General features: G+C 71.6%; 19 protein-coding genes and 1 pseudogene. 7 read left to right on the forward strand and 13 right to left on the reverse strand.

Annotated features, from left to right (window positions below):
* Positions 1-17 precede the first annotated feature (17 nt).
* Positions 18-587, forward strand: a complete 570-nt coding sequence (locus QRX60_RS14755; protein WP_286001336.1) for a TIGR03086 family metal-binding protein — start codon at positions 18-20, stop codon at positions 585-587.
* Between the two features lie 4 nt (positions 588-591).
* On the opposite strand, the gene QRX60_RS14760 is transcribed toward QRX60_RS14755, so the two are convergent.
* A complete protein-coding gene (locus QRX60_RS14760) occupies positions 592-1,416 on the reverse strand; it encodes a (2Fe-2S)-binding protein (protein WP_286001337.1) in 825 nt (274 codons plus the stop codon).
* Between the two features lie 368 nt (positions 1,417-1,784).
* On the opposite strand from QRX60_RS14760, the gene QRX60_RS14765 reads away from it, so the two are divergent.
* Both QRX60_RS14765 and QRX60_RS14770 read left to right on the forward strand, forming a co-directional pair.
* Positions 1,785-4,343 (forward strand): ATP-dependent Clp protease ATP-binding subunit, encoded by a 2,559-nt coding sequence (locus QRX60_RS14765; RefSeq protein WP_286001338.1) that lies wholly within the window; start codon positions 1,785-1,787, stop codon positions 4,341-4,343.
* Positions 4,344-4,536: 193 nt separating this feature from the next.
* A pseudogene (locus tag QRX60_RS14770) lies at positions 4,537-5,802 on the forward strand (Hsp70 family protein); the annotation flags it as partial.
* Positions 5,803-5,846: 44 nt separating this feature from the next.
* Here QRX60_RS14770 and QRX60_RS14775 read toward each other — a convergent pair.
* From QRX60_RS14775 to QRX60_RS14800, 6 genes are all read right to left on the reverse strand, one after another.
* Positions 5,847-6,317: a YbaB/EbfC family nucleoid-associated protein gene (locus QRX60_RS14775; protein ID WP_286001339.1), complete on the reverse strand. Its 471-nt coding sequence runs from the start codon at positions 6,315-6,317 to the stop codon at positions 5,847-5,849.
* A complete protein-coding gene (locus QRX60_RS14780; protein WP_286001340.1) occupies positions 6,310-7,368 on the reverse strand; it encodes a hypothetical protein in 1,059 nt (352 codons plus the stop codon). The genes QRX60_RS14775 and QRX60_RS14780 overlap by 8 nt, the downstream gene beginning before the upstream one ends.
* Before the next feature lie 7 nt (positions 7,369-7,375).
* Positions 7,376-7,759, reverse strand: coding sequence for a hypothetical protein (locus tag QRX60_RS14785; RefSeq protein WP_286001341.1), 384 nt, complete (start codon positions 7,757-7,759; stop codon positions 7,376-7,378).
* A 91-nt stretch (positions 7,760-7,850) separates the two neighbouring features.
* Complete coding sequence (locus QRX60_RS14790; protein ID WP_286001342.1) at positions 7,851-8,291, reverse strand: hypothetical protein; 441 nt, start codon at positions 8,289-8,291, stop codon at positions 7,851-7,853.
* Complete coding sequence (pcp, locus tag QRX60_RS14795; protein WP_286001343.1) at positions 8,288-8,929, reverse strand: pyroglutamyl-peptidase I; 642 nt, start codon at positions 8,927-8,929, stop codon at positions 8,288-8,290. Before pcp ends, QRX60_RS14790 begins: the two co-directional genes overlap by 4 nt.
* An 82-nt stretch (positions 8,930-9,011) precedes the next feature.
* Complete coding sequence (locus QRX60_RS14800; RefSeq protein ID WP_286001344.1) at positions 9,012-10,445, reverse strand: M1 family metallopeptidase; 1,434 nt, start codon at positions 10,443-10,445, stop codon at positions 9,012-9,014.
* A gap of 164 nt (positions 10,446-10,609) precedes the next feature.
* On the opposite strand from QRX60_RS14800, the gene QRX60_RS14805 reads away from it, so the two are divergent.
* On the forward strand, positions 10,610-13,774 hold the full coding sequence (locus QRX60_RS14805; RefSeq protein ID WP_286001345.1) for a BTAD domain-containing putative transcriptional regulator: 3,165 nt from the start codon (positions 10,610-10,612) through the stop codon (positions 13,772-13,774).
* 101 nt (positions 13,775-13,875) lie between these two features.
* On the opposite strand, the gene QRX60_RS14810 is transcribed toward QRX60_RS14805, so the two are convergent.
* Positions 13,876-14,682: an ABC transporter permease gene (locus tag QRX60_RS14810; RefSeq protein WP_286001346.1), complete on the reverse strand. Its 807-nt coding sequence runs from the start codon at positions 14,680-14,682 to the stop codon at positions 13,876-13,878.
* The gene (locus QRX60_RS14815) at positions 14,679-15,662 is read right to left on the reverse strand and encodes an ATP-binding cassette domain-containing protein (RefSeq protein WP_286001347.1); all 984 of its coding nucleotides are present in this window, start codon (positions 15,660-15,662) and stop codon (positions 14,679-14,681) included. The genes QRX60_RS14810 and QRX60_RS14815 overlap by 4 nt, the downstream gene beginning before the upstream one ends.
* 163 nt (positions 15,663-15,825) lie before the next feature.
* On the opposite strand from QRX60_RS14815, the gene QRX60_RS14820 reads away from it, so the two are divergent.
* Complete coding sequence (locus QRX60_RS14820; protein WP_286001348.1) at positions 15,826-16,785, forward strand: endonuclease/exonuclease/phosphatase family protein; 960 nt, start codon at positions 15,826-15,828, stop codon at positions 16,783-16,785.
* Positions 16,786-16,821: 36 nt separating this feature from the next.
* On the opposite strand, the gene QRX60_RS14825 is transcribed toward QRX60_RS14820, so the two are convergent.
* The 3 genes from QRX60_RS14825 to QRX60_RS14835 all read right to left on the reverse strand — a co-directional run bounded on the left by QRX60_RS14825 (position 16,822) and on the right by QRX60_RS14835 (position 18,330).
* Entirely contained in the window at positions 16,822-17,631 is an 810-nt protein-coding gene (locus QRX60_RS14825; RefSeq protein ID WP_286001349.1) for an SIR2 family NAD-dependent protein deacylase, read from the reverse strand.
* Entirely contained in the window at positions 17,624-17,935 is a 312-nt protein-coding gene (locus QRX60_RS14830; protein ID WP_286001350.1) for an antibiotic biosynthesis monooxygenase family protein, read from the reverse strand. The genes QRX60_RS14825 and QRX60_RS14830 overlap by 8 nt, the downstream gene beginning before the upstream one ends.
* Positions 17,936-18,099: 164 nt before the next feature.
* Positions 18,100-18,330 carry a hypothetical protein gene (locus tag QRX60_RS14835; RefSeq protein WP_286001351.1) on the reverse strand — a complete coding sequence of 77 codons (231 nt, stop codon included), beginning with the start codon at positions 18,328-18,330 and terminating at the stop codon, positions 18,100-18,102.
* A gap of 127 nt (positions 18,331-18,457) precedes the next feature.
* Between QRX60_RS14835 and QRX60_RS14840 the strand changes: the two genes are divergently transcribed.
* Positions 18,458-18,826, forward strand: a complete 369-nt coding sequence (locus QRX60_RS14840) for an AAA family ATPase (RefSeq protein WP_286001352.1) — start codon at positions 18,458-18,460, stop codon at positions 18,824-18,826.
* On the opposite strand, the gene QRX60_RS14845 is transcribed toward QRX60_RS14840, so the two are convergent.
* Positions 18,812-20,218 (reverse strand): M1 family metallopeptidase, encoded by a 1,407-nt coding sequence (locus QRX60_RS14845; protein ID WP_286001353.1) that lies wholly within the window; start codon positions 20,216-20,218, stop codon positions 18,812-18,814. The two genes, QRX60_RS14840 and QRX60_RS14845, sit on opposite strands and share 15 nt — an antisense overlap.
* Before the next feature lie 74 nt (positions 20,219-20,292).
* Here QRX60_RS14845 and QRX60_RS14850 point away from each other — a divergent pair, with 74 nt between their 5' ends.
* Positions 20,293-21,039, forward strand: coding sequence for an alpha/beta fold hydrolase (locus tag QRX60_RS14850; protein ID WP_286001354.1), 747 nt, complete (start codon positions 20,293-20,295; stop codon positions 21,037-21,039).
* The last annotated feature ends 5 nt before the right edge of the window (positions 21,040-21,044 follow it).

Raw genomic sequence — 21,044 nt, forward strand, 5'->3', positions numbered from 1 at the left:
GCGGTTTGGATCGCGGCATGACTGCCGAGCTCATGCGGCCCGCCGCGGCCGAGTTCCTCCGGATCGCCCACGCGGTGGCCGACCTTTCCGCCCCGACGCCGTGCGCCGGCTACGACGTCCGCGGGCTGCTCAACCACCTCTTCTACTGGGGCCCGTGGCTCGTCGCCGCGGGACGGCGGGAGGACCCGCCGTCGCCGTCCGCCACCGAGGCCGAGGCGGCACTCGTCACCGAGGACTGGCGCGCGGCGCTGGAGAAGCAGACGGAGACGCTCGTGGACGTCTTCGGGACGCCGTCGGCGTGGACGGGCACGACGGCGCTGGGCACGGCGCGGCTGCCGGCGTCGGTGGTCGGCGACATGGTGCTGGGCGAGTTCGTCCTGCACGGCTGGGACCTGGCCCGGGCGAGCGGCCAGGAGCTCCGCTGCGCCCCGGAGGCGGCGACGGCGGTGTACGAGTCCGCGGTGGCCATGGGCGAGCAGGCGCGCTCGATGGGGGTCTACGGACCCGCGGTGGAGGTGGCCGAGGACGCGTCGCCGCTGGAACGGGCTCTGGGAGCGTCGGGCCGCGACCCGCGCTGGACGCCCTGACCGCTCAGCGGGAGCAGGTGCGCGGGCAGCCGTCGCACTCCGACTCCGCCGGGAGCAGGTACGAGAAGCAGCAGCTCTCGCGGCGTCGCGTCCACTCGCGGTGGCCGTCGGGGCCCTCAACCAGGCGCAACGTCGAGGCCGACGTCAGCGGCGGGTACGTCGCGTCGAGCACCAGGGCCGCGTCGGCGACGCCCGCGCCCTCCGACTCCGGCGTCCCGCCCTGGCGGCCGGCCCACCACAGCGAGTTCTCCAGCGCGTCGGTCGCCGCGGCCCAGAGCATGCGGCGGCCGAGCCTGCTGACCGGTGCGTAAGCGCGGACGAACCGGGCCGCGTGGGCCAGGTAGCGGGCCCGCAGGACCGCCGCCAGCGCGCGCTCGTCGCGCACGACCGTCGCCTCCGGGCGGGCCGAGCCCGGGTCGGTCGGCAGGCAGTGGAACGCGTCACCCAGGACGGCCATGCCGTCGGGGTGGGGGCGGTCGTCGGCCAGCCGGAACGCCAGCTCCTCCGGCTTCAGCGACGGCACGCGCCGCTCGTGGTGCAGCAGCAGGGCGCCGACGTACGCCGGGACGTGCAGGTACCACGTCATGACGTAGCTGGCCGTGGTCCGCGCCGGCGCCGCGTCGTGCTCGCGCAGCAGCCAGTCGCCGAGCAGGGCGCGCCACTCGTCGAAGTACGCGGGTGTCTCCAGCAGCTCCGAGCAGCGGATCCAGCCCACCGGGACGTCCCGGCGCAGCTCGCTGCGTTCCTGCAGGCCGGAGACCCGCAGGAGCGACGACGCGAGGCCGTCGCCGACCTCGCGCGCGTCACGGAAGGACCGCTGCTGGTTCAACCGCGGCCCTCCTCGAGCCGTAGGTATTAGGACTGCCTAACCTTACAGGCACGGCGCGACTGCGCCAATCGGGTGGTGGTCCGTCCGGGTACTCCCGGCTTGCGGACTGTTCGCGGTGAGCGGACACCGCGCGGATGGCGGAATCCGGGCGGCCGCCCGCACGTTGGGGTTGACGTAAAGGTGCAGGGCAACCTGATGATGGAAGTACCCGGAAGACCGCACGTCCGGGTGCGGAAAAGGCCACGAAGAGCCGTAGTGGTACGCCAGCGCGACCAGTTGGCTACTAGAGTGGTCTCACGGTGCTGAATCCATCGCGGTGAAAGCACGATGGATAACGGGCCGCCGGCGCAGCAGTCGAGGGAGTGCACATGTTTGAGAGGTTCACCGACCGCGCGAGGCGGGTGGTCGTCCTGGCTCAAGAAGAGGCCAGGATGCTCAACCACAACTACATCGGCACCGAGCACATCCTCCTGGGTCTGATCCACGAGGGTGAGGGTGTCGCCGCCAAGGCGCTGGAGTCGCTGGGCATCGCCCTGGAGGGCGTGCGCCAGCAGGTCGAAGAGATCATCGGCCAGGGCCAGCAGGCGCCGAGCGGGCACATCCCGTTCACGCCGCGGGCGAAGAAGGTGCTGGAGCTGTCGCTGCGCGAAGCGCTGCAGCTCGGCCACAACTACATCGGCACCGAGCACATCCTGCTCGGCCTGATCCGCGAGGGCGAGGGCGTCGCCGCGCAGGTGCTGGTCAAGCTGGGTGCGGACCTGAACCGGGTCCGCCAGCAGGTGCTGCAGCTGCTCTCGGGCTACCAGGGCAAGGAATCCACCGAAACCGGTTCCGGCGGCCGTGGTGAAGGCACCCCGTCGTCGTCGCTGGTGCTGGACCAGTTCGGCCGCAACATGACCGTGCTCGCCCGCGAGGGCAAGCTCGACCCGGTCATCGGGCGCGGCAAGGAGATCGAGCGGGTCATGCAGGTGCTGTCCCGCCGGACCAAGAACAACCCGGTGCTCATCGGCGAGCCCGGCGTCGGCAAGACCGCCGTCGTCGAGGGCCTGGCCCAGAGCATCGTCAAGGGCGAGGTGCCCGAGACGCTCAAGGACAAGCAGCTCTACACGCTGGACCTGGGCTCGCTGGTCGCCGGCTCCCGCTACCGCGGTGACTTCGAAGAGCGCCTGAAGAAGGTGCTCAAGGAGATCAAGACCCGCGGCGACATCATCCTGTTCATCGACGAGCTGCACACGCTGGTCGGGGCGGGTGCCGCCGAGGGTGCGATCGACGCGGCTTCGATCCTGAAGCCGATGCTCGCCCGCGGTGAGCTGCAGACGATCGGCGCGACCACGCTCGAGGAGTACCGCAAGTACATCGAGAAGGACGCCGCCCTCGAGCGCCGGTTCCAGCCGATCCAGGTCGGCGAGCCGTCGCTGGAGCACACCATCGAGATCCTCAAGGGCCTGCGTGACCGGTACGAGGCGCACCACCGCGTCTCGATCACCGACTCGGCGCTGGTCGCCGCCGCGACCCTGGCGGACCGGTACATCAACGACCGGTTCCTGCCGGACAAGGCGATCGACCTGATCGACGAGGCCGGCGCCCGGATGCGCATCCGCCGGATGACCGCGCCGCCGGACCTGCGCGAGTTCGACGAGAAGATCGCGAACGTCCGCCGGGACAAGGAGTCCGCGATCGACGCGCAGGACTTCGAGCGGGCCGCCCGCCTGCGTGACGAGGAGAAGACGCTCCTCGGGCAGAAGGGCGAGCGGGAGAAGCAGTGGAAGGACGGCGACCTCGACGTCGTCGCCGAGGTCGACGACGAGCAGATCGCGGAGGTGCTGGCCAACTGGACCGGCATCCCGGTGTTCAAGCTGACCGAGGAGGAGACCACCCGGCTGCTGCGCATGGAGGACGAGCTCCACAAGCGCATCATCGGCCAGGAGGACGCGGTCAAGGCCGTCTCGCAGGCGATCCGCCGTACGCGGGCCGGGTTGAAGGACCCGAAGCGCCCCTCGGGCTCGTTCATCTTCGCCGGCCCGTCGGGTGTCGGTAAGACCGAGCTGTCGAAGGCACTGGCGGCGTTCCTGTTCGGCGAGGACGACGCGCTCATCCAGATCGACATGGGCGAGTTCCACGACCGCTACACCGCGTCGCGGCTCTTCGGTGCCCCTCCGGGCTACGTGGGCTACGAAGAGGGTGGCCAGCTGACGGAGAAGGTGCGTCGCAAGCCGTTCTCGGTGGTCCTGTTCGACGAGATCGAGAAGGCGCACCAGGAGATCTACAACACGCTCCTGCAGGTGCTGGAGGACGGCCGCCTGACCGACGGTCAGGGCCGCACGGTCGACTTCAAGAACACGGTCCTCATCTTCACGTCCAACCTGGGCACGTCGGACATCTCGAAGTCCGTCTCGCTCGGGTTCGCCGGGTCCAACGACACCGGCACCCGGTACGAGAAGATGAAGCAGAAGGTCAACGAGGAAATGAAGAAGCATTTCCGCCCGGAGTTCCTGAACCGGATCGATGACATCATCGTGTTCCACCAGCTGACGCAGGAACAGATCATCATGATGGTCGACCTGATGATCGGCCGCGTGGAGAAGCAGCTCAAGGCCAAGGACATGGAGCTGGAGCTGACGGCGAAGGCCAAGTCCCTGCTGGCCAAGCGTGGCTTCGACCCCGTGCTCGGTGCCCGGCCGCTGCGCCGGACCATCCAGCGCGAGATCGAGGACCAGCTGTCGGAGAAGATCCTCTTCGGCGAGGTCGAGCCCGGCCAGATCATCCTGGTCGACGTCGAGGGCTGGAGCGGCAACCCCGAGGACAAGGACGACCAGGCCCGGTTCACCTTCCGCGGTGAGCGCAAGCCGTCGTCGGTCCCGGACGCCCCGCCGGTCAGCATCGGCGCGGGCCACGAGGAGAACAGCGGCGAAGCCGAGAACGAGTGATCGGCTGAAGTAGCACCTGAGAAGGGCGGTTCCCCACGGGAGCCGCCCTTCTCGCTGTCCGTGGTCCCGAGCGCCCCAATGTGGCGTTGGTTGCGTCCCACGCACCGAACGCCACATTGGGTGCGCCTGACGCACCGAACGCCACATTGGGGCGCATGAGACGATGCCCGCGGGCCTTGGGAGGGGAATCCGCGTGGACGTGCTGTCGATCGACTTCGGGACTTCCAGCACCGTCGGTGTCCTCTCCGCCTCCGGGCGCGGGCCGCGGGCGATCGAGGTCGACGGGTCCGTCACCATGTCCTCCGCCGTCTTCGTCAACGACGACGGCCTGCTCGTCGTCGGGCAGGACGCCGAACGGCGGGCGCGGCTCGACCCCAGCCGGTTCGAGCCCAACCCCAAGCGGCGCATCGACGAAGGCACCCTGCGGCTCGGCGAGACCACTGTGGACATCACCGACGCCTTCGCCGCCGTGCTGCGCCGGATGGGCGAGGAAGCCGAACGGCAGCTCGGCCGCCCGCCCGGGCAGACGCGGATCTCGCACCCGGCCGGCTGGGGCGCCACCCGGCAGGACGCCATCCGCACCGCCGCCGCCAAGGCCGGGTTCACCGATGTCCGGCTGATTCCCGAGCCCGTGGCCGCGGCCGCGCACTACGCGAGCACCGGCCACCGCAACACCGGCCCCATCGGCGTCTACGACCTCGGGGCCGGCACCTTCGACTGCGCCGTCGTCGGCGTGTCCCAGCAGGGCTTCGCCGTGCTCGCCGAAGGCGGCCTGCCCGACCTCGGCAGCCTCGACATCGACCAGGCGCTGCTCGTGCACATCGGCCGCTCGGTCTCGCACGCCGATCCGGCGCAGTGGCAACGGCTTCTCCGCCCGCAGTCCACCGCCGACCGCCGCACCCGGCGCGCGCTGCTGCAGGACGTCCGGGACGCCAAGGAAAGCCTCTCCCGCCACGCGCAGACCCACGTGCCGATGCCCGAGCCGTTCGGTGACGTCCTGGTCAGCCGCGACGAGCTCGAAGCGCTGGTGCGGCCGAGCCTGCTGCGCAGCGCCGAGCTGCTCGCCGCGACGATCCACCGGGCCGGGTTGAACCCCGCGCAGCTCGCCGGCGTCTACCTCGTCGGCGGGCCGAGCCGGATGCCGCTGCTGGCCACGCTGCTCGGGCGCCAGCTCGGCGTCTCGCCCACCACCCAGAACCAGCCCGAGACGGCTGTCGCGTTCGGCCTCCACCACGTTCCACTGGGGACCACCACCGACCTCACCGTGCCCGCCTTCGCGCCGGTGCGACCACCCGTGCCGCCGCCGCGGCCGCAGCCCTGGCAGCAGCAGCAGCAGCCCGTCCGGCCTCCCCGGTACGCGCCGCCACCGCCACCGGAAGAGCGCCGGAACGCCAAGTCGTGGCTGATCGCGCTCGCGGTGCTCGTGGTCGTCGCGATCGTGGTCACCGTCGTCGTTCTCGCGACCTGAGCCGCCGGCAAGTCCACAGTGGACTGTCCGACGGCTCACCAGGCCTTGTCGAACCGCATGCCCTCGCCGTACCAGTCGTCGTCCGCGACCGGCCCGGACGGCGGCGCGGCGGCCGGGGCGTCCGAAGAACGGTCCTTCAACACGGCGTCGCCGCCTTCCGCGCGAGGCGGCGCCGCGGCGGGCGGCGGTGTGGGAGGAGTCGGCTCGAACTGCACCCGCCAGCGCAGCCGGTCCATCAGGTAACCGCCGGAGCCCAGGGGCGCCAGCAGTTGCGCGGTCCGCTTCGCCGATTCGCGCTGCGCCTCGACGTAGGTCCGCAGCACGGCGTCGGCGATCTCGTCCGGCGACATCCGCGAGACGGCGTCGGTGAGCCGCAGCCGGGTCAGCACGCCGTCGGTGTTGACCGACAGCGAGACGGCGCCCTCGGCGGACGTCGCCGTCGCCGACAGTGCGGACAGCTCGCCCAGGAGGGCTTCGCGGTCCGGTTTCGCCGGGTGGTCAGCCATCCAGCCGCTCCAGGTGGCCGCCGTCGGAGACCCGGCCGTCGGGGGCGATGTCGACGTTCGCGTCGCGGACGTTCTTCTCGGTCCGGCGCGAGGTGTGGTCGGTTTCGAAGTTCGACGGGTCGAAGCTCGAGCCCGGGCTGACGTCCGGCGCGTCGGGGATCGTCGGCAGGTCGACGGCTTCGTCTCCGATGCGGTCGGCCAGCGCCTGAGCCGCTTCGCCGGCGCCGTCGCGGATCTTGCCCGCGCTGTCGACGAAGCTCTGGTAGAGGTCGAAAGCGTTGTCGCCCTTGATCTCCGCCTGGTTGGCCACCATCGCGGTGATCGCACCGCCGGCGGCGTTGCCGGCGACGAGCGCGCCGTTGGCCGCGGTGAACACCGTCGCGCCCGCCACGGCACCGGCTCCGGCGGTGGCCACGGTCAGCAGCCCGGCGACCGCGCCCGCGAACGTCGCCGCCAGCACCTTCGACATGGCGGCTTCCCGCTTGCGGGACTGGTCTTCCTTGTACTGCTTCGCGGTTTCCAGGAACGTGGTGCCGAGGTTGCTGAGGTCCTGCCGGGCCGACGCGATGGCTTCGCGCGCCGCGACGAGGTCGCTCTCCAGCACGGTGATCTTGGTTTCGACCTCGGTGAAGGCGTCGGCCAGCTGGTTCAGGTACGCCTTGACGGCGTTCGCCGCGGAGCCGCGCCACACGTCGAGGAACTGCCGGGCGTCGTCGAGCTTCGGCTTCGAGTCGCGCTGCAGCTGCTTCCAGACGGCGTCGTGCTTCATGATCAGGCTCTGCAGCCCCGAGGTCGACTCGTGGTCGATGTCGGCGTCGGAGAACTCGCGGTAGATCCCGGAGATCTCGTCCTGCATCTTCCGGACGTTCTCGTTGGAGTCGTCGAAGCCGAACATCAGGAAGTCGGTCTGGCGGAGCACGTCGATGGCGTCCAGCGCGTCGTTCGCGCCGTCCTCGAGGTCCTCGGAGATGCCCTCGAGGAGCTCGGCGCGGCGGTCTTCGCCGCTGGACAGGGGTTCGGCGTCGAGGCCGGTGTCGAAGTAGCCGTCCACGGTTCCCTCAGTTCGCTTCCAGGCCCGCGGCCGCGCGGTTGACGTGCTGCTTCGAGTCTTCGTCGGCCTTTTCGTACAGCTCCGCGACCCGCATCAGCGCGTGGCTGGTGTCCGCGGTCGTCTGGTGCAGCTGCGCGACCAGCCGCTGGATCTTCGCCAGGTGGTCGTCGTAGGCCACGGCGACCGCCGGCATCCCCAGTGAGCGGCCGAAAGCGTTGTCCACGGGCAGCATCCCGGCGATGCCGCCGAGGAAGCCGCTGCCACCGCCCGAGGAGACGGGGACGTCGGTTCCGCGCAGGCCGGTCGACGCGGCTTCCGCGGCGTCGGCGGCGTCCTGGAGGGCTCGGGCCGAGTCCCGCAGGTCCTGCAGGTCGGTCTCGAATCCGATCATCACTCACACCTCTTCTTCGGGTTGCGCGTTCCCGACATGTAAACACCGCGCAGTCGCCCGTCAGGGTGATTCGCGGGCGGTGTGCCTCAGATCACGAGGGCAGCTCCGTGTCGGCCGGCCGGCTCCGGAAGATCCGGATCCGCGCGGGCCAGGCCACCACCAGCTGCAGGAGCACGGACACCGTGGCCAGCAACGGGATCCGGTAGGTGCCGAGCGCGCCGGTGACGTTGTAGACGACCAGGAACGCCAACGGTGCCAGCATCGCGGTCAGCACGACCGGCAGCTGCGGCCGGATCCGCGCCACGCTCACCAGGAGCAGCGCGATCAGTGCCGAGCCGCCCGCCGTCGCCCAGAAGACCACCAGGCCGAGGAACCACTGCCCGAACACGCAGAACCCCTCGACGGCTCCCGCGCACATCTGGTCGTAGCTGCCGGAGACGGCGACCCAGAACCAGCCGGCACCGGCGCCGCCGAGCGCGGCCGACCCGCTCACCGCGACGAGGGCCCGCGGATCGGCCGGAAGGGTGGTCAATGCTCCGCGCCCGCGCTGACGGCGAGGTCTTCCGTGGTCGTCAAGGCCGTGTCCATTAAGGCGTCGAGCGCGTCGGCGATCCGGTCCACCCCCAGCGACGGCGCGGCGTTGCCGGACGCCGCCACCTGCTCGGGGCTGAACGGGACGTGCACGAACCCGCCGCGCACCCCGGGAAAGTCCGATGCCAGCAGGTGCATCAGCCCGTAGAAGACCTGGTTGCACACGTACGTCCCGGCGGTGTGGGACACCGATGCCGGCACACCCGCCGCGCGGATCGCCGCCACGCACGCCTTCACCGGCAGCGTCGTGAAGTACGCCGCCGGCCCGCCGGGGACGACCGGGACGTCCACCGGCTGGGCGCCCGCGTTGTCGGGGATGCGGGCGTCGACCAGGTTGACCGCGACGCGCTCCGGCGTCACGTCGAGGCGGCCGCCGGCCTGGCCCACGCACACCACCAGCGACGGCCGGTGCTGCTCCACCGCGCGCCGCAGCGCGGGCAGTGACGCGGCGAACTCGCACGGCAGCTCGACCGCGGCGACGTCGTCGCGGCGCGCGCCGAGCCGGGAAACCGCCTGCCACGACGGGTTCACCGGCTCCCCGCCGAACGGCGCGAACCCCGTCATCAGCACCCTGGTCATGGAACCCTCCCCAAAGCCGTCAAGGCCACCTTACGGGCGTCGGACGCCCACAAGGTGGCCTTGACGGCAGTTCGGGGACCACTCAGGCGGCGGGCTTCAGCCCACCCGGGAAGAGGTACTGGTCGGCGGGCTTGCCGGCGCCGTACACCCACGCGTCGAAGAACCCCTGGAGGTCCTTGTGCGCGACCTTCTCGGTGTACCGCTGGAACTCCTGCATGCTCGCGTTCCCGTCCCGGTGCAGCGACGGCCAGGTCTTGACGACCCGGGAGAACGCCTGCTCACCGACGTAGTTGCGCAGCGCGTGCAGCATCATCGGGCCCTTGGAGTACACCGACGTGAACTCCTTGCCGGGGCCCATGTCGTACAGCTTGCCGTTCCAGAAGTTCGCGGAAGCCTTCTTGACGTCGTCCGCGTACTGCTTGTTCAGGTCGACGCCCTCCTTCGCCTCGTCCCAGAGCCACGTCGCGTACGACGCGAAGCACTCGTTGAGGCAGACGTCCTTCCAGTGCTCGACCGCCACCGAGTCGCCGTACCACTGGTGGGCGTTCTCGTGGACGATCGTCGGCACCGTGCCGGCCCAGCCCGCGGAGTAGATCGGCCGGCTCATCGTCTCCAGTGAGAAACCGATCTGCTCGTTGAGGAAGATGCCGCCCGCCGCGTCGATCGGGTACTTGCCGAACTTCGACTCGAGGAAGTCGAGGATCTCCGGCAGCCGCGCCTCGGCCTGCTTGGTCGAATCGGGGACACCCGGGGCGAACGCGCTGACGATCGGCGTGCCGTCGGACCGCTTCTGGCGGTCGAAGGTCCACTTGTCGATCGCGACCGTCGTCATGTACGGCACGATCGGCGTTTCCTCGGCCCAGACGTGCGTGGTGCCGCCCGGCGCCTTGAAGGAGGGCTTCTCGCGGCCGTTGGCGATCACGCCCCACTCGTCGGGCACGGTGATCGCGAGGTGGAACGTGGCCTTGTCGAGCGGGGTGTCGTTGACCGGGTACCAGGTGGTGGCCGACTTCGGCTCGCCGGCGACGAACGCGCCGCCCGCCTGGGCGTACTGCCAGCCGTTGTTGCCGAGCGACGGGTCTTCGATCGGCGCGGGCACGCCGTGGTAGTCGATCTTGACCTCGAACTGCTCGCCGCGCCGCAGCGGCCGCGACGGCGTGACGACCAGTTCGTGGTCGCCGGTCCGGCTGAACTTCGCGCCGCGGCCGTCGACCTTCACCGAGTCGACGGTCAGGCCGCGCAGGTCGAGGTTGAACGAGCTGAGCGACTGCGTGGCCCGCGCGGAGATGTCCTGCGCGCCCTTGAGCTGGTGCGACGCGGGGTCGTAGCTCACCTTCAGGGTGTAGTCGGCGACGTCGTAGCCGCCGTTGCCGTCCTGCGGGTAGTAGCTGTCGCCGGCGCCGTCGCTGCCCGGCTTCGCGGCGCCCCAGTCGTTCCCGGCGGCCGCGACCCCGCTGCTCAAGCAGATGCCGGTGAGCAGTGCGGCGGCGAGCACGACCGGTTTCTGTCCCCTCATGAACGCTCCTGTCCGTCTGGGGTGGACGTAGATCCGCAACGTATCGCCACGAACGTCCCGTCGGCCGGTGGGAAGTCGTATTTGTCCGGAAAGTCAACACTTCCGTCGGTGCCGCTCCGGGCGTCCGCCCCCGGCCCTCAGGCGAGGTCTGGAAAGCTGGACACATGCGCGTCGCGCTGCTGGGCCCGCTGCGGGCGACCGACGACGAAGGCACGCCGATCGACATCGGCGGCGCCCGCCTCCGCATGCTCCTGGCCCGGCTCGCGCTGGACGCCGGGCGCGCCGTCCCGGCGGACGCGCTCGTCGACGGCCTCTGGGGTGCCGAGCCGCCCGCCGACGCCGCCAACGCCCTCCAGTCGCTGGTCTCCCGGCTGCGGAAAGCGCTGCCGGTGGCCGTCGAATCGGGCCCGGGCGGCTACCGGCTCGCCGTGGCCCGCGAAGACGTCGACGCCGAGCGGTTCGAACGGCTCGCCGCCGACGGGCGCCGGGAGCTCGCCGCGGGCCGGGACACCCGCGCGGCCGAGTTGCTCGCCGAAGCCCTCGCGCTGTGGCAGGGCGGCGCGCTCGCCGACGTCCTCGACGCGCCGTTCGCACCGGCGCCCGCCCGCCGGCTCACCGAACTGAAGGCCGAGGCGGCCGAAGACCGCTTCGAAGCCCTGATCCGGCTGGGCGAGCACGCCGGTGTCCTCGCCGACCTGGCCGCCGCGGCCGACGCCGACCCGCTGCGCGAACGCCTGGCCGGGCTGCGGATCCGCGCGCTCTGCGCGGCCGGGCGGCAGTCGGAGGCCCTGGGCGTCTACGCCGAGATCCGCCGCACCCTGGCCGACCAGCTGGGCGTCGACCCGTCGGCCGAGCTGCAGGAGATCCACCTGGCGGCGCTGCGCGGCGAGTTCGCGCCGCCGTCGCCGGTGACCGACCGGCTGCCGACCCGGCTGACCAGCTTCGTCGGCCGGGACGACGAGCTCAAGCTGCTGGCCGAGCTGCTCGGCGGCACCCGGCTGGTCACCCTGGCCGGGCCGGGCGGGGCGGGCAAGACGCGGCTGGCCACCGAGGCGGCGTCGCGGCACCCGGCGCACGCGCGCGGCCGCGTGTGGTTCGTGCCGCTGGCCGGCGTCCGCGACCCCGGCGACGTCGGCGGTGCGCTGCTCGCCGCGCTGGAGGTGCGCGACATCCGCAGTGCCGAAACCGAGGTGCGGCGGCGGCCGGACCTGCTCGGCCACGCCGTCGAGGTGCTGGCCGGCGGCGAGGCGCTGCTGGTGCTGGACAACTGCGAGCACGTCATCGACGCGGCCGCGACGCTGGCCGACGACCTGCTGGGCCGCGTGCCCGGACTGCGGATCCTCGCGACCAGCCGGGAGCCGCTGGCCATCACCGGCGAGGCGCTCTGCCCGCTCGGCCCGCTGCCCGTGCCCGCCGAACGCGCGGCGCCCGCCGAAGCCGCCGAGCTGGACTCGACGCGGCTGTTCCTCGACCGGGCGAGCGCGGTCCGCCCGGACTTCGTGCTCGACGAGTCCACTGTGGACGACGTCGGCCAGATCTGCCGCCGGCTCGACGGGATGCCGCTCGCGCTGGAGCTGGCCGCGGCGCGGCTGCGGTCGATGACGCCGGCCCAGATCGCCGCCCGGCTCGACGACCGGTTCCGGCTGCTGACCTCGGGCAGCCGCACCGCGCTGCCGCGCCAGCGCACCCTGCGCGCGGTCGTCGAGTGGAGCTGGGACCTGCTCACCGAGCCGGAGCTGGTGCTCGCGCGGCGGCTCGCCGTGTTCCCGAGCAGCGTGCCGATGGACGCCGTCGAGCGGGTCTGCGCGGACGAGCTGCTGCCCGCCGCGGACGTCCCGTACGTGCTCGGCACGCTCGTCGAGAAGTCCATCGTGGACACCGTGAACCGCGACGGGGAGCCGCGGTACCGGATGCTGGAGACCCTGCGGGCCTACGCCGCCGAGCGGCTCGCCGAGTCCGGCGAACGCGACGGGTTCCGGCGCGCGATGGCCGGCTACTACGTCGACCTGGCCGAACGGGCCGAACCGCTGCTGCGCACCGGCGCGCAGCTGGCCGCGATCGACACCTACGAGGCCGAATCGGTCAACCTGACCGGCGCCCTGCGGGTGGCCATCGAGATGTCCGATGTGGACACTTCGGTGCGGCTGCTCAACGGGATGTTCTGGTACTACACCATCCTCGGGCAGGGCGAGCGGGCCGAGGAGTTCATCGACGCGGTGCTCGGTTTCGGCGACCGGCTGCCACCGGACGTCCTGGCCGCCTACCGCGCGATTTCCCGGCTGTCCCGCCAGGTGCCGTCCCGGTTCCCGCTCGAAGGCGTCCGTGAGCTGGTCGACGAGTGCGTCCGCACCGGTGCGGTGGGGAAGTACCCGGGGCTGTCGGTGGCACTGCCGATGCTGGCGTTCCTCGGCGGCGACCACGAGCTCGCGATGCGCGAGGTGCGCCGCGCGCAGGCCGGCGACGACACCTGGACCCGCTCGGGCGGCTACTGGGTCGAGAGCTTCCTGCTCGACGACACCGGGGACGTCGAGGGCGCGGACCGGGCCCGGGACCGGGCGCACGCGGGCTTCCTCGAGGTCGGCGACCGCTGGGGCACGGCGATGACGTTGAGCTTCAAGGCGAACGCGCTGTCCCAGGCCGGTGCGGGCGAGAGCGCCATCGAGGTCTACCAGCAGGGGCTGGCGCTGTCGATGGAGCTGCGCTCGCCCGAGGACGTCGTGCAGCACTGGTGGCGCCTGGCCGTCGAACGCGCCCGCCTCGGGGACATGGAGGGCGCGTGGCGTGACCAGGAGGCCGCCGAGCGCTACGGGCAGGGTTTCGAGAACCCGCAGCTGCGGGCCATCCTGATGTTCGGCCGGATCGAGCTGTGCCTGCGCGGCGGGCAGCTGGCCGACGCGCGCGCGGCGCTCGGCGAGATCAGGGCGCTGGCGTGGGAGGCCGCGTTCCCGGAAGGCATGGGCGCGGAGTGGATCAGCGCGTTCGAGGGACGGCTCGCGCTGGCCGAGCACCGGCCCGAGGAGGCCGCGGTGCACGTGGCCAAGGCCATCCTCGCGACCCGGGACCGCGGGGACATGCCGGATCTCGCCGGGGCCGTGGAGCTGCTGGCGCTCGTGCGCGGCCAGCAGGGCCGGCTCGAGGAGGCGGCGCGCGTCCTGGGCACGTCGGCGCTGATCCGCGGCCGGTTCGACCTGGGCAGCCCGGAAGTGCGCGAGCTGATCGCCCACCTGCGCGCGGAGCTTTCCGACGCGCGGTACGAAGAGCTGATCGCGGCGGTGCGCGGGATGTCCAAAGAGGACGCCCTCGCCGAGCTGCACGCCGCGATGAGCTGAAGGCCCCTACCGCACTGGTCGTGAGTGTGAAACAGGGTTAGAACCCTGTTTCACACTCACGACCTCCCCTGGCGCGACTCACCCCCGTGCGTTCGCGCCTTTCAGACCCGCCGGCGGTAGGCCCAGGTGGCCAGCGGGAAGAACACGATCACCGCACCGGCCATCCAGGCCAGCGCCCCGGCGAGCGGACCGGCGACGGCACCGCCGTTCATCAGGCCGCGCAGCGCGTTCGCCATCAGGCTGACCGGGCTGATGTCCGCCCAGGCCCGCAGCCAGCCCGGCATCGTGGACGTCTGGACGAACACGTTGCTGCCGAACGTCAGCGGCATGATGAAGACGAACATCAGCGCCTGCGCCGCGCCCGGCGACTTCATCACCATGCCGACGAACACCGAGCCCCAGCAGAAGCAGAGCCCGAACGCGAGCGCGAGCAGGATCGCCACCGCGAACTCGCCCGGGCTGGTCGCGATCCGGTAGCCCATGATCGTCGCGACGACCATCAGCACGGTCAGGCAGACGACGTACCGCACGACGTCGGCCAGCACCGCGCCGATCAGCGGTGCCGACCGGGCGATCGGCATGCTGCGGAACCGGTCGAACACGCCCTTGGTGATGTCGGTGTTGAGGTTCGTGCCGACCGTGAGGCAGGCCTGCAGGATGTTCATCACGATGATGCCGGGCACGACCATCTGCAGGTACGCGTCGGTCGAGCCGGACAGCGCGCCGCCGAACAGGTACACGAACATCACCAGGAAGATGATCGGCATCAGGGTGACGTCGGCGAGCTGTTCGGGGTTCTTGCGGATCTTCATGATGCCGCGCCAGGCCAGCGAAAGCGCGTGGCCGAACCCCTTGGCGGGGCTGATGTGCCGCGGCGGGGCCGGGCGGTCGAGCGCCAGCGTCGTCATGCCAGGCTCCCTTCGAGGTCGCGGGTGGTGTCCTCGGTGGACGGTTCGGCCTTGTGCCCGGTCAGGGCGAGGAACACCTCGTCGAGGCTGGGCAGCCGCAGCGCCAGCTCGTCCGCGGTGATCCCGGCTTCGTCCAGCTTGCGGACCAGGGTGGACAGCAGCACCGGGTCGTTGACCGGCGCGGTGAGCAGCCCGGTCGCGTCGTCGCGGGTCGGCCGGACACCGGACAGGTCGCCGAGGATCCGGTTGACGGCGTCCATGTCGGACAGCTGGGTCGGCCGGACCTGCAGCGTCTGCCCGCCGACGCGGCGCTTGAGCTCGTCGGCCCGGCCGTCGGCGACGACGCGGCCGTGGTCGAACACGGTGATCTTGTCGGCCAGCTGGTCGGCCTCTTCCAGGTACTGCGTGGTCAGCAGCACCGTCGCGCCCTCGGCGACGAGGTTGCGGACGACGTCCCAGACCTCGTTGCGGGCGTGCGGGTCGAGGCCGGTGGTCGGCTCGTCGAGGTAGAGCACCTCGGGCCGGCCGACGAGGCTGGCGGCCAGGTCGATCCGCCGCCGCATGCCGCCCGAGTAGGTCCGGACCGGCCGCTTGGCCGCGCCGGTCAGCTCGAACCGCTCGACCAGCTCGACGGCGCGCGCCTTGGACTGGGCGCGGGAGTGGCCGTACAACCGTCCGATGAGGACGAGGTTCTCGATCCCGTTGAGGTCCTCGTCGACCGACGCGTACTGCCCGGTCAGCCCGATCAGGCTGCGGACCCGCACCGGGTCGGTGACGACGTCGAAGCCCCCGACCGTCGCTCTGCCGGAGTCCGGTTTCATCAGCGTCGCCAGGATGCGGACGGCGGTCGTCTTGCCCGCGCCGTTCGGCCCGAGCACCCCCACGACCTGCCCGAACGGGACCTCGAGGTCCACCCCGTCGAGCGCCTTGGTGTCCCCGAAGTGTTTGACCAGGCCCTCGGCCTGGATCGCGTGCGACATGGGCGTTCCTCCTTCGCTGTCGCGTTCTGAGAGCAACTGTGGACGGCGGCGCTGGTAAGCCGCGCACAGCGCGCTGGCAGGCGCTGGCAGCCGCTGGTGGAGATCTTGTGGAGGAGTTGTCGGCGCCCGGGCCGGGCGGCGGGCACGTCGGCATACTCGGCACATGACCGTTGCGGAAGAGACGCGCGTCCGGCGGAAGAACCCGCTGGTCACGGCCCTGCTGGTGGTGCCCGTGGTGCTGCTGGCGGCGCTGGCCGCGCTGCGCCTGATCGGCTACGACGGCGACTGGTACACCCTCGTCGCGCTGGCGCTGACGCCGTACGTGGCGGCCGCGGGCGTGCTGCTCGGCGGGCTGGCGCTGGCCCTGCGGCGCTGGTGGGTCGGCGGGACCGCGCTGGTGCTGGCCATCGTGCTGGCCGTCCTGGTGCTGCCGCGGCTGTCGGCGAGCGACCAGCGCGAAGTGCACGGCAAGACACTGCGCGTGCTCGCTTCGAACCTGCTCTACGGCCAGGCGGACCCGAAGGCCGTCGTCGACCTGGTGCGCGAGCAGCGGATCGACGTGCTGAACCTGGTCGAGCTGACGCCTCGCGCGGTCGACGGCCTGACCGCGGCCGGGCTGTTCCAGGCCCTGCCGTACCGGGTGCTGCACCCGGCGCCCGGTGCGTTCGGCTCGGGGATCGTGTCGCGCTTCCCGCTGAAGGAGGTCAACCTGACGGGTGATTCGGCGGCCAAGCAGCCGGGTGCGCAGGCCGACCTCGGCGACGGCGTGGTGGCCGAGATCGTCGCCGTCCACCCGATCTCCCCGGACGTCGACACCCCGCAGTGGGAGCGCGAGATCAAGGACCTCTCCCGCGCGGCCGGCGAGCACGGCCTGCGCATCCTGGCGGGCGACTTCAACGCGACGCTCGACCACGCGGCGTTCCGGACGGTGCTTTCCCGCGGCTACAACGACGCGGCGGAGGAGCGCGGCTCTGGGTTGTCCCCGACGTGGCCGTCGTCCTCGCCGGTGGTGACGATCGACCACGTGGTGGTCGACAACCGGGCGGCGGTCCAGGACTACCGGGTGTTCGACGTCGCGGGCAGCGACCACCGCGCGGTGTTCGCCGAGGTCCGCCTGCCGTGACGCCGGTCGTGAGTGTTTAGGCGGGTTAGAACCCGCCTAAACACTCACGAGAACCCGCACCGTCTCCAAGGCGCCGGCCGCGATCGACACCCCGCGCCCGTGCCGGATCTCGGGTTCGCGGGGGTTGATGCGGATCAGTGCGCCCGTCGCCGCGCTGGCCAGCTCGCTGTAGCGGCGGACCGTCGGGACGGCCTGGCCCGCGCCGAGCTCGACCACCACGAGGTCGCGGGCCGTGCGGCGCCACGCCGTCAGCTCGTCCAGCTGGGCCTGGCTGCGGTCCGGGACCCACTCGTAGTCGCCGAACATCAGGATGTTGGGCCGGGCGAGCCCGCCGCACCGGGGACACGACGGCAGCGGGGGCACCGCGCGCATCGTCTCCTCGTCGATCGTCACGACGACGTCGGAAGCCGGCCAGATTTCCGGAGAACATCCGGAAAGGCACTGCAGGTGGTGGATCGAGCCGTGTGCCTCGGCGACGGACTCGAAGCCCGCCTTCTGGAACTGGCCGTCCACATTGGACGTGAACACGCGAACGCCGCCGTCCAGCTTCGAACCGTAGGAGAGGAGCAGCCGGAACCCGTCGTGCGGCACGGTTTCCCGGTAGAGCGAAAGCCGGTGGCCGTAGAACCCCCAGGCCAGCTCGGGGTCGTCGGCGAAGTGCCGCGGGTCGGCCAGCTCCTCGAACCGCAGCCCGAGCCGGGCGTACGGCGGGTACGCGCGCCAGAACCCTTCGCCGCCGCGGAAGTCGGGCAGCCCGGAGTCGACGCCCATCCCGGCGCCGGCGCAGATCAGCAGCGCGCCGGCGCCGTCCAGGAGTTCCGCGGCACGGTCGAGAGCGTCACTCACCCGGCTGCGAACCGAGGACGACCTCGAATTCCAGGAGGTTCGCCCCGGTGGACACGGGCTTGGCGCGCTCGCCCGAGTGCGCCGCCGCGGCCGGGCCGCCCTTCGCCCACGCCTGGTAGTGCTCCTCGCTCTCCCACTTCGTGTACACGAAGTAGCGCGTCTCGCCGGAAACCGGGCGCAGCAGCTCGAACCCGAGGAAGCCCGGCTGCTGGTCGACGGCGTGCATCCGCGCCGCGAACCGCTTCTCCAGCTCGGGGCCGGCACCTTCGGGGACCTCGATCGCGTTGATCTTCACGACACTCATGGCTCCCAGCCTAGTGTCGCGCGTTGCAGGTTGTTCGACGCTCGAGGTGGCTGCCGCCGTCAAGAGGGACCCGGCCCGCGCGGACCCGGCCCGGAGTGCGCCGGTTCGCGGGCCTGCCGCGGCTGGTCGTGAGTGAGAAACAGGGTTAGAACACGGTTTCTCACTCACGACCCACTGTCGGCGAACCTCGGACGCGCGACACTGGTTGGCCCGGTGCTGTGATCCGTGCCACTGTGGAAATCACGGGGAGCATCGAGCGCGACCTCGCCGCCGATGACGCCCGGATCGTCCGCGCCACCGCCGACGCGATCGAGCGGCACACGGTCGGCGTCGCGGAACACGGTGCGCGGCTGCCGGCCGCGGGGCAGCACCTCAAGCGCGGGCTGCTGCTGCACGGTCTGCCCGGCACGGGCAAGACGCACACGGTCCGCTACCTGATGGGCCGCCTGCCGGACACCACGGTGATCATCCTGACCGGCGCGGCGATGCGGTTCGTGGCCAAGGCGGCGGCTGCAGCCGAGCGTGGTCGTCCTGGAGGACGTCGACCTGATCGCGCAGGACAGGAGTCATGGGCCGCTGCTGTTCACCCTGCTCGACGCGATGGACGGCGTGGGCGGCGACGCCGACGTGACGTTCCTGCTGACCACCAACCGCGCGAGCGAGCTGGAGAAGGCGCTGGCCGACCGCCCGGGCCGGGTCGACCTGGCGGTGGAGATCCCGTTGCCGGACTCGACGGGCCGCGAGGAGCTGCTGCGGCGGGCCGCGCTGCTAGCGCGCCCCGACGAGGACGTCGTGGTGGGCGACGAGGAGCTGACGACGGCGCTGCGGGAGCTGCAGGAGGCGCGCAGTGCGTTGCCGCGGTCGCTGCTGGGCAGCTCAGCTGCGCAGTGACCCGGGGAAGAGGTCGGCGTCCGCGGGGAGCTTCGTGCCGCGGAACCACTCGTCGAAGAACGACCGCAGGTTCTGGCCGCTGACCTGCGCCGCCATCTTCTCGAAGTCGGCCCAGGTCGCGTTGCCGTGGCGGTAGCGGGCCGGCCAGTCGTGCAGGAGCCGGTCGAAGGCCGGGTCGCCGATCCGGCGGCGCAACGCGTGCAGCGCGAGGATGCCCTTGTTGTAGACGCCCTCGAACTCGTGGCCCTGGCCCATGCCGACCAGCTTCTGCGACCAGAAGTCCGTGCTGCCGTGGGTGATCTCGATCGCCGCGCGGTAGCGGTCGTCCAGGCTCTGGCCCTCGCGCTCGGCCCACAGCCACTGCGCGTACGACGCGAAACACTCGTTCAGGCAGATGTCGGACCAGCTCTTCAGCGACACCGAATCGCCGAACCACTCGTGGGCGTTCTCGTGCACCAGCGTCGGCAGGTCGGCCCACTTCGCGTACGTCGGCCGGGTCTGCGTCTCGAGCGAGAAGTGGACGTCCTCGTTCAGGAAGATCCCACCGGCCGCCGACTGCGGGTACGGCCCGAACTTGCCGCTCAGGAAGCCGAGCACCTCCGGCAGGCGGTCGCCGATCGCGCGGCGGTCCTCGGTGCCGGGTGCGTACGCCGAAACGACCGGGGTGCCGTCCGGCAAGGTCGACCTGTCGACGCTGAACTTGCCGATCGCGATCGTCGTCAGGTAGCTCGCCACCGGGTTCGGCTCGGTCCACGTCCCCGGCGGGCCCTCCCGGCCGTTCGAGACCACCGTCCAGCCGGCCGGGACGTGCGCGGTGAGCGTGAAGGACGCCTTGTCGCGCGGGGTCTCGTTCACGGGGTACCAGAACGCCGCCGAGTGCGGCTCGCCGACCATGTACGCGCCGCCGTCGCCCGAGTGCTGCCAGCCGTTCTCGCTGCCGCCGTCGTGGGGCGTCTTCGCCGGGTCGCCGCCGTAGCGGACGCGGGTGCGGAACGTCGTCCCGGCGCGGATCGGTGCCGCCGGCGTCACGACCAGTTCGAACGCCTTCTCGCGGCTGAAGCGGGCCGGCTGCCCGTCGACCTCGACGCTGTGGACGTCGAGCCCGCGGAGGTCGAGGTCGAACCGGCTGAGGTCCTGGGTGGCCCTCGCGGTGACCGTCGTGTCGCCGTCGAGGTGGCCGCTCGGCGGGTCGTAGGTCGCGTCGACGTGGTAGTTCAGCGCGTCGTAACCGCCGTTGCCGTCCTCCGGGTAATACGGATCACCGGCGCCGGAAGCGCCTGGCGCCGGATGCATCGGCGCGGGCGGGGGCGGCGCCGTGACGGCGTCGCCGCTGCAGGCCGCGGCGACGATCACCGCGGCGCAGACGGCGAGGGCGGCGAGTCGGCGGCGCATGGACCCACCATAGGTGATGCAGTGCGACGGTTCGGTCACGTTCCGCACCAGCGGGTTTGTGGTTAGGTGGCCGCGTGCTCTGTTTCGGCGGCAGCGGCGTGCCGATCGTTCTGCTGCACGGCCTGATGGGCCGCGCGCGGACGTGGTCGCGCGTCGCGGAGTGGCTCCGGCCCTACGGCGCGGTGTACGGCCTCGACGCGCGTGGCCACGGCAGCGCGCCGCGCGTCGGGCCCTGGACGACCGAGCAGTTCACCGAGGACGTCGCGGCCGCGCTGCGGACGCTCGACGCGGGCCCGGCGGTGCTGATCGGGCATTCGATGGGCGGCCTGCACGCGTGGACGACCGCCGCGCGGTACCCGGAGCTGGTGCGCGCGGTCGTGTCCGAGGACTTCGCGCCCGACCAGCGCGGCCGGACCGTCGAGACGTGGCGCGGGTACTTCGAGAGCTGGCCGGTGCCGTTCGAGTCGCTCGACCACGTCCGCGAGTTCTTCGGCGACGCGGGCGAGTACTTCGCCGACTGCGTCGAGGAGCGTTCCGACGGGTTCCACCTGGTCGCCGACCTCGAAGACCTGTACGGCATCGCCGCCGAATGGGGCCGCCGGGACTACTGGGACGTCGTCGACGCGATCCGCTGCCCGCTGCTGCTGGTCGAGGGCGAGCACACGGCGATGCCGCCCGGTCAGCAGGCGCTCGTCGCGTCCCGGGTCTCCGGCGCGAAGCACCTGGTGGTCCCGGGCTCGGCCCACCTGCCCCACGACGAAGCCCCGGAGATGTACCGAGGCGCGGTGGAGGCCTTCCTCGCCCAGGTGCTCGCGCGCTGAAAAGG

The sequence above is a fragment of the Amycolatopsis mongoliensis genome, assembly GCF_030285665.1.
Taxonomy (GTDB): Bacteria; Actinomycetota; Actinomycetes; order Mycobacteriales; family Pseudonocardiaceae; genus Amycolatopsis; species Amycolatopsis mongoliensis.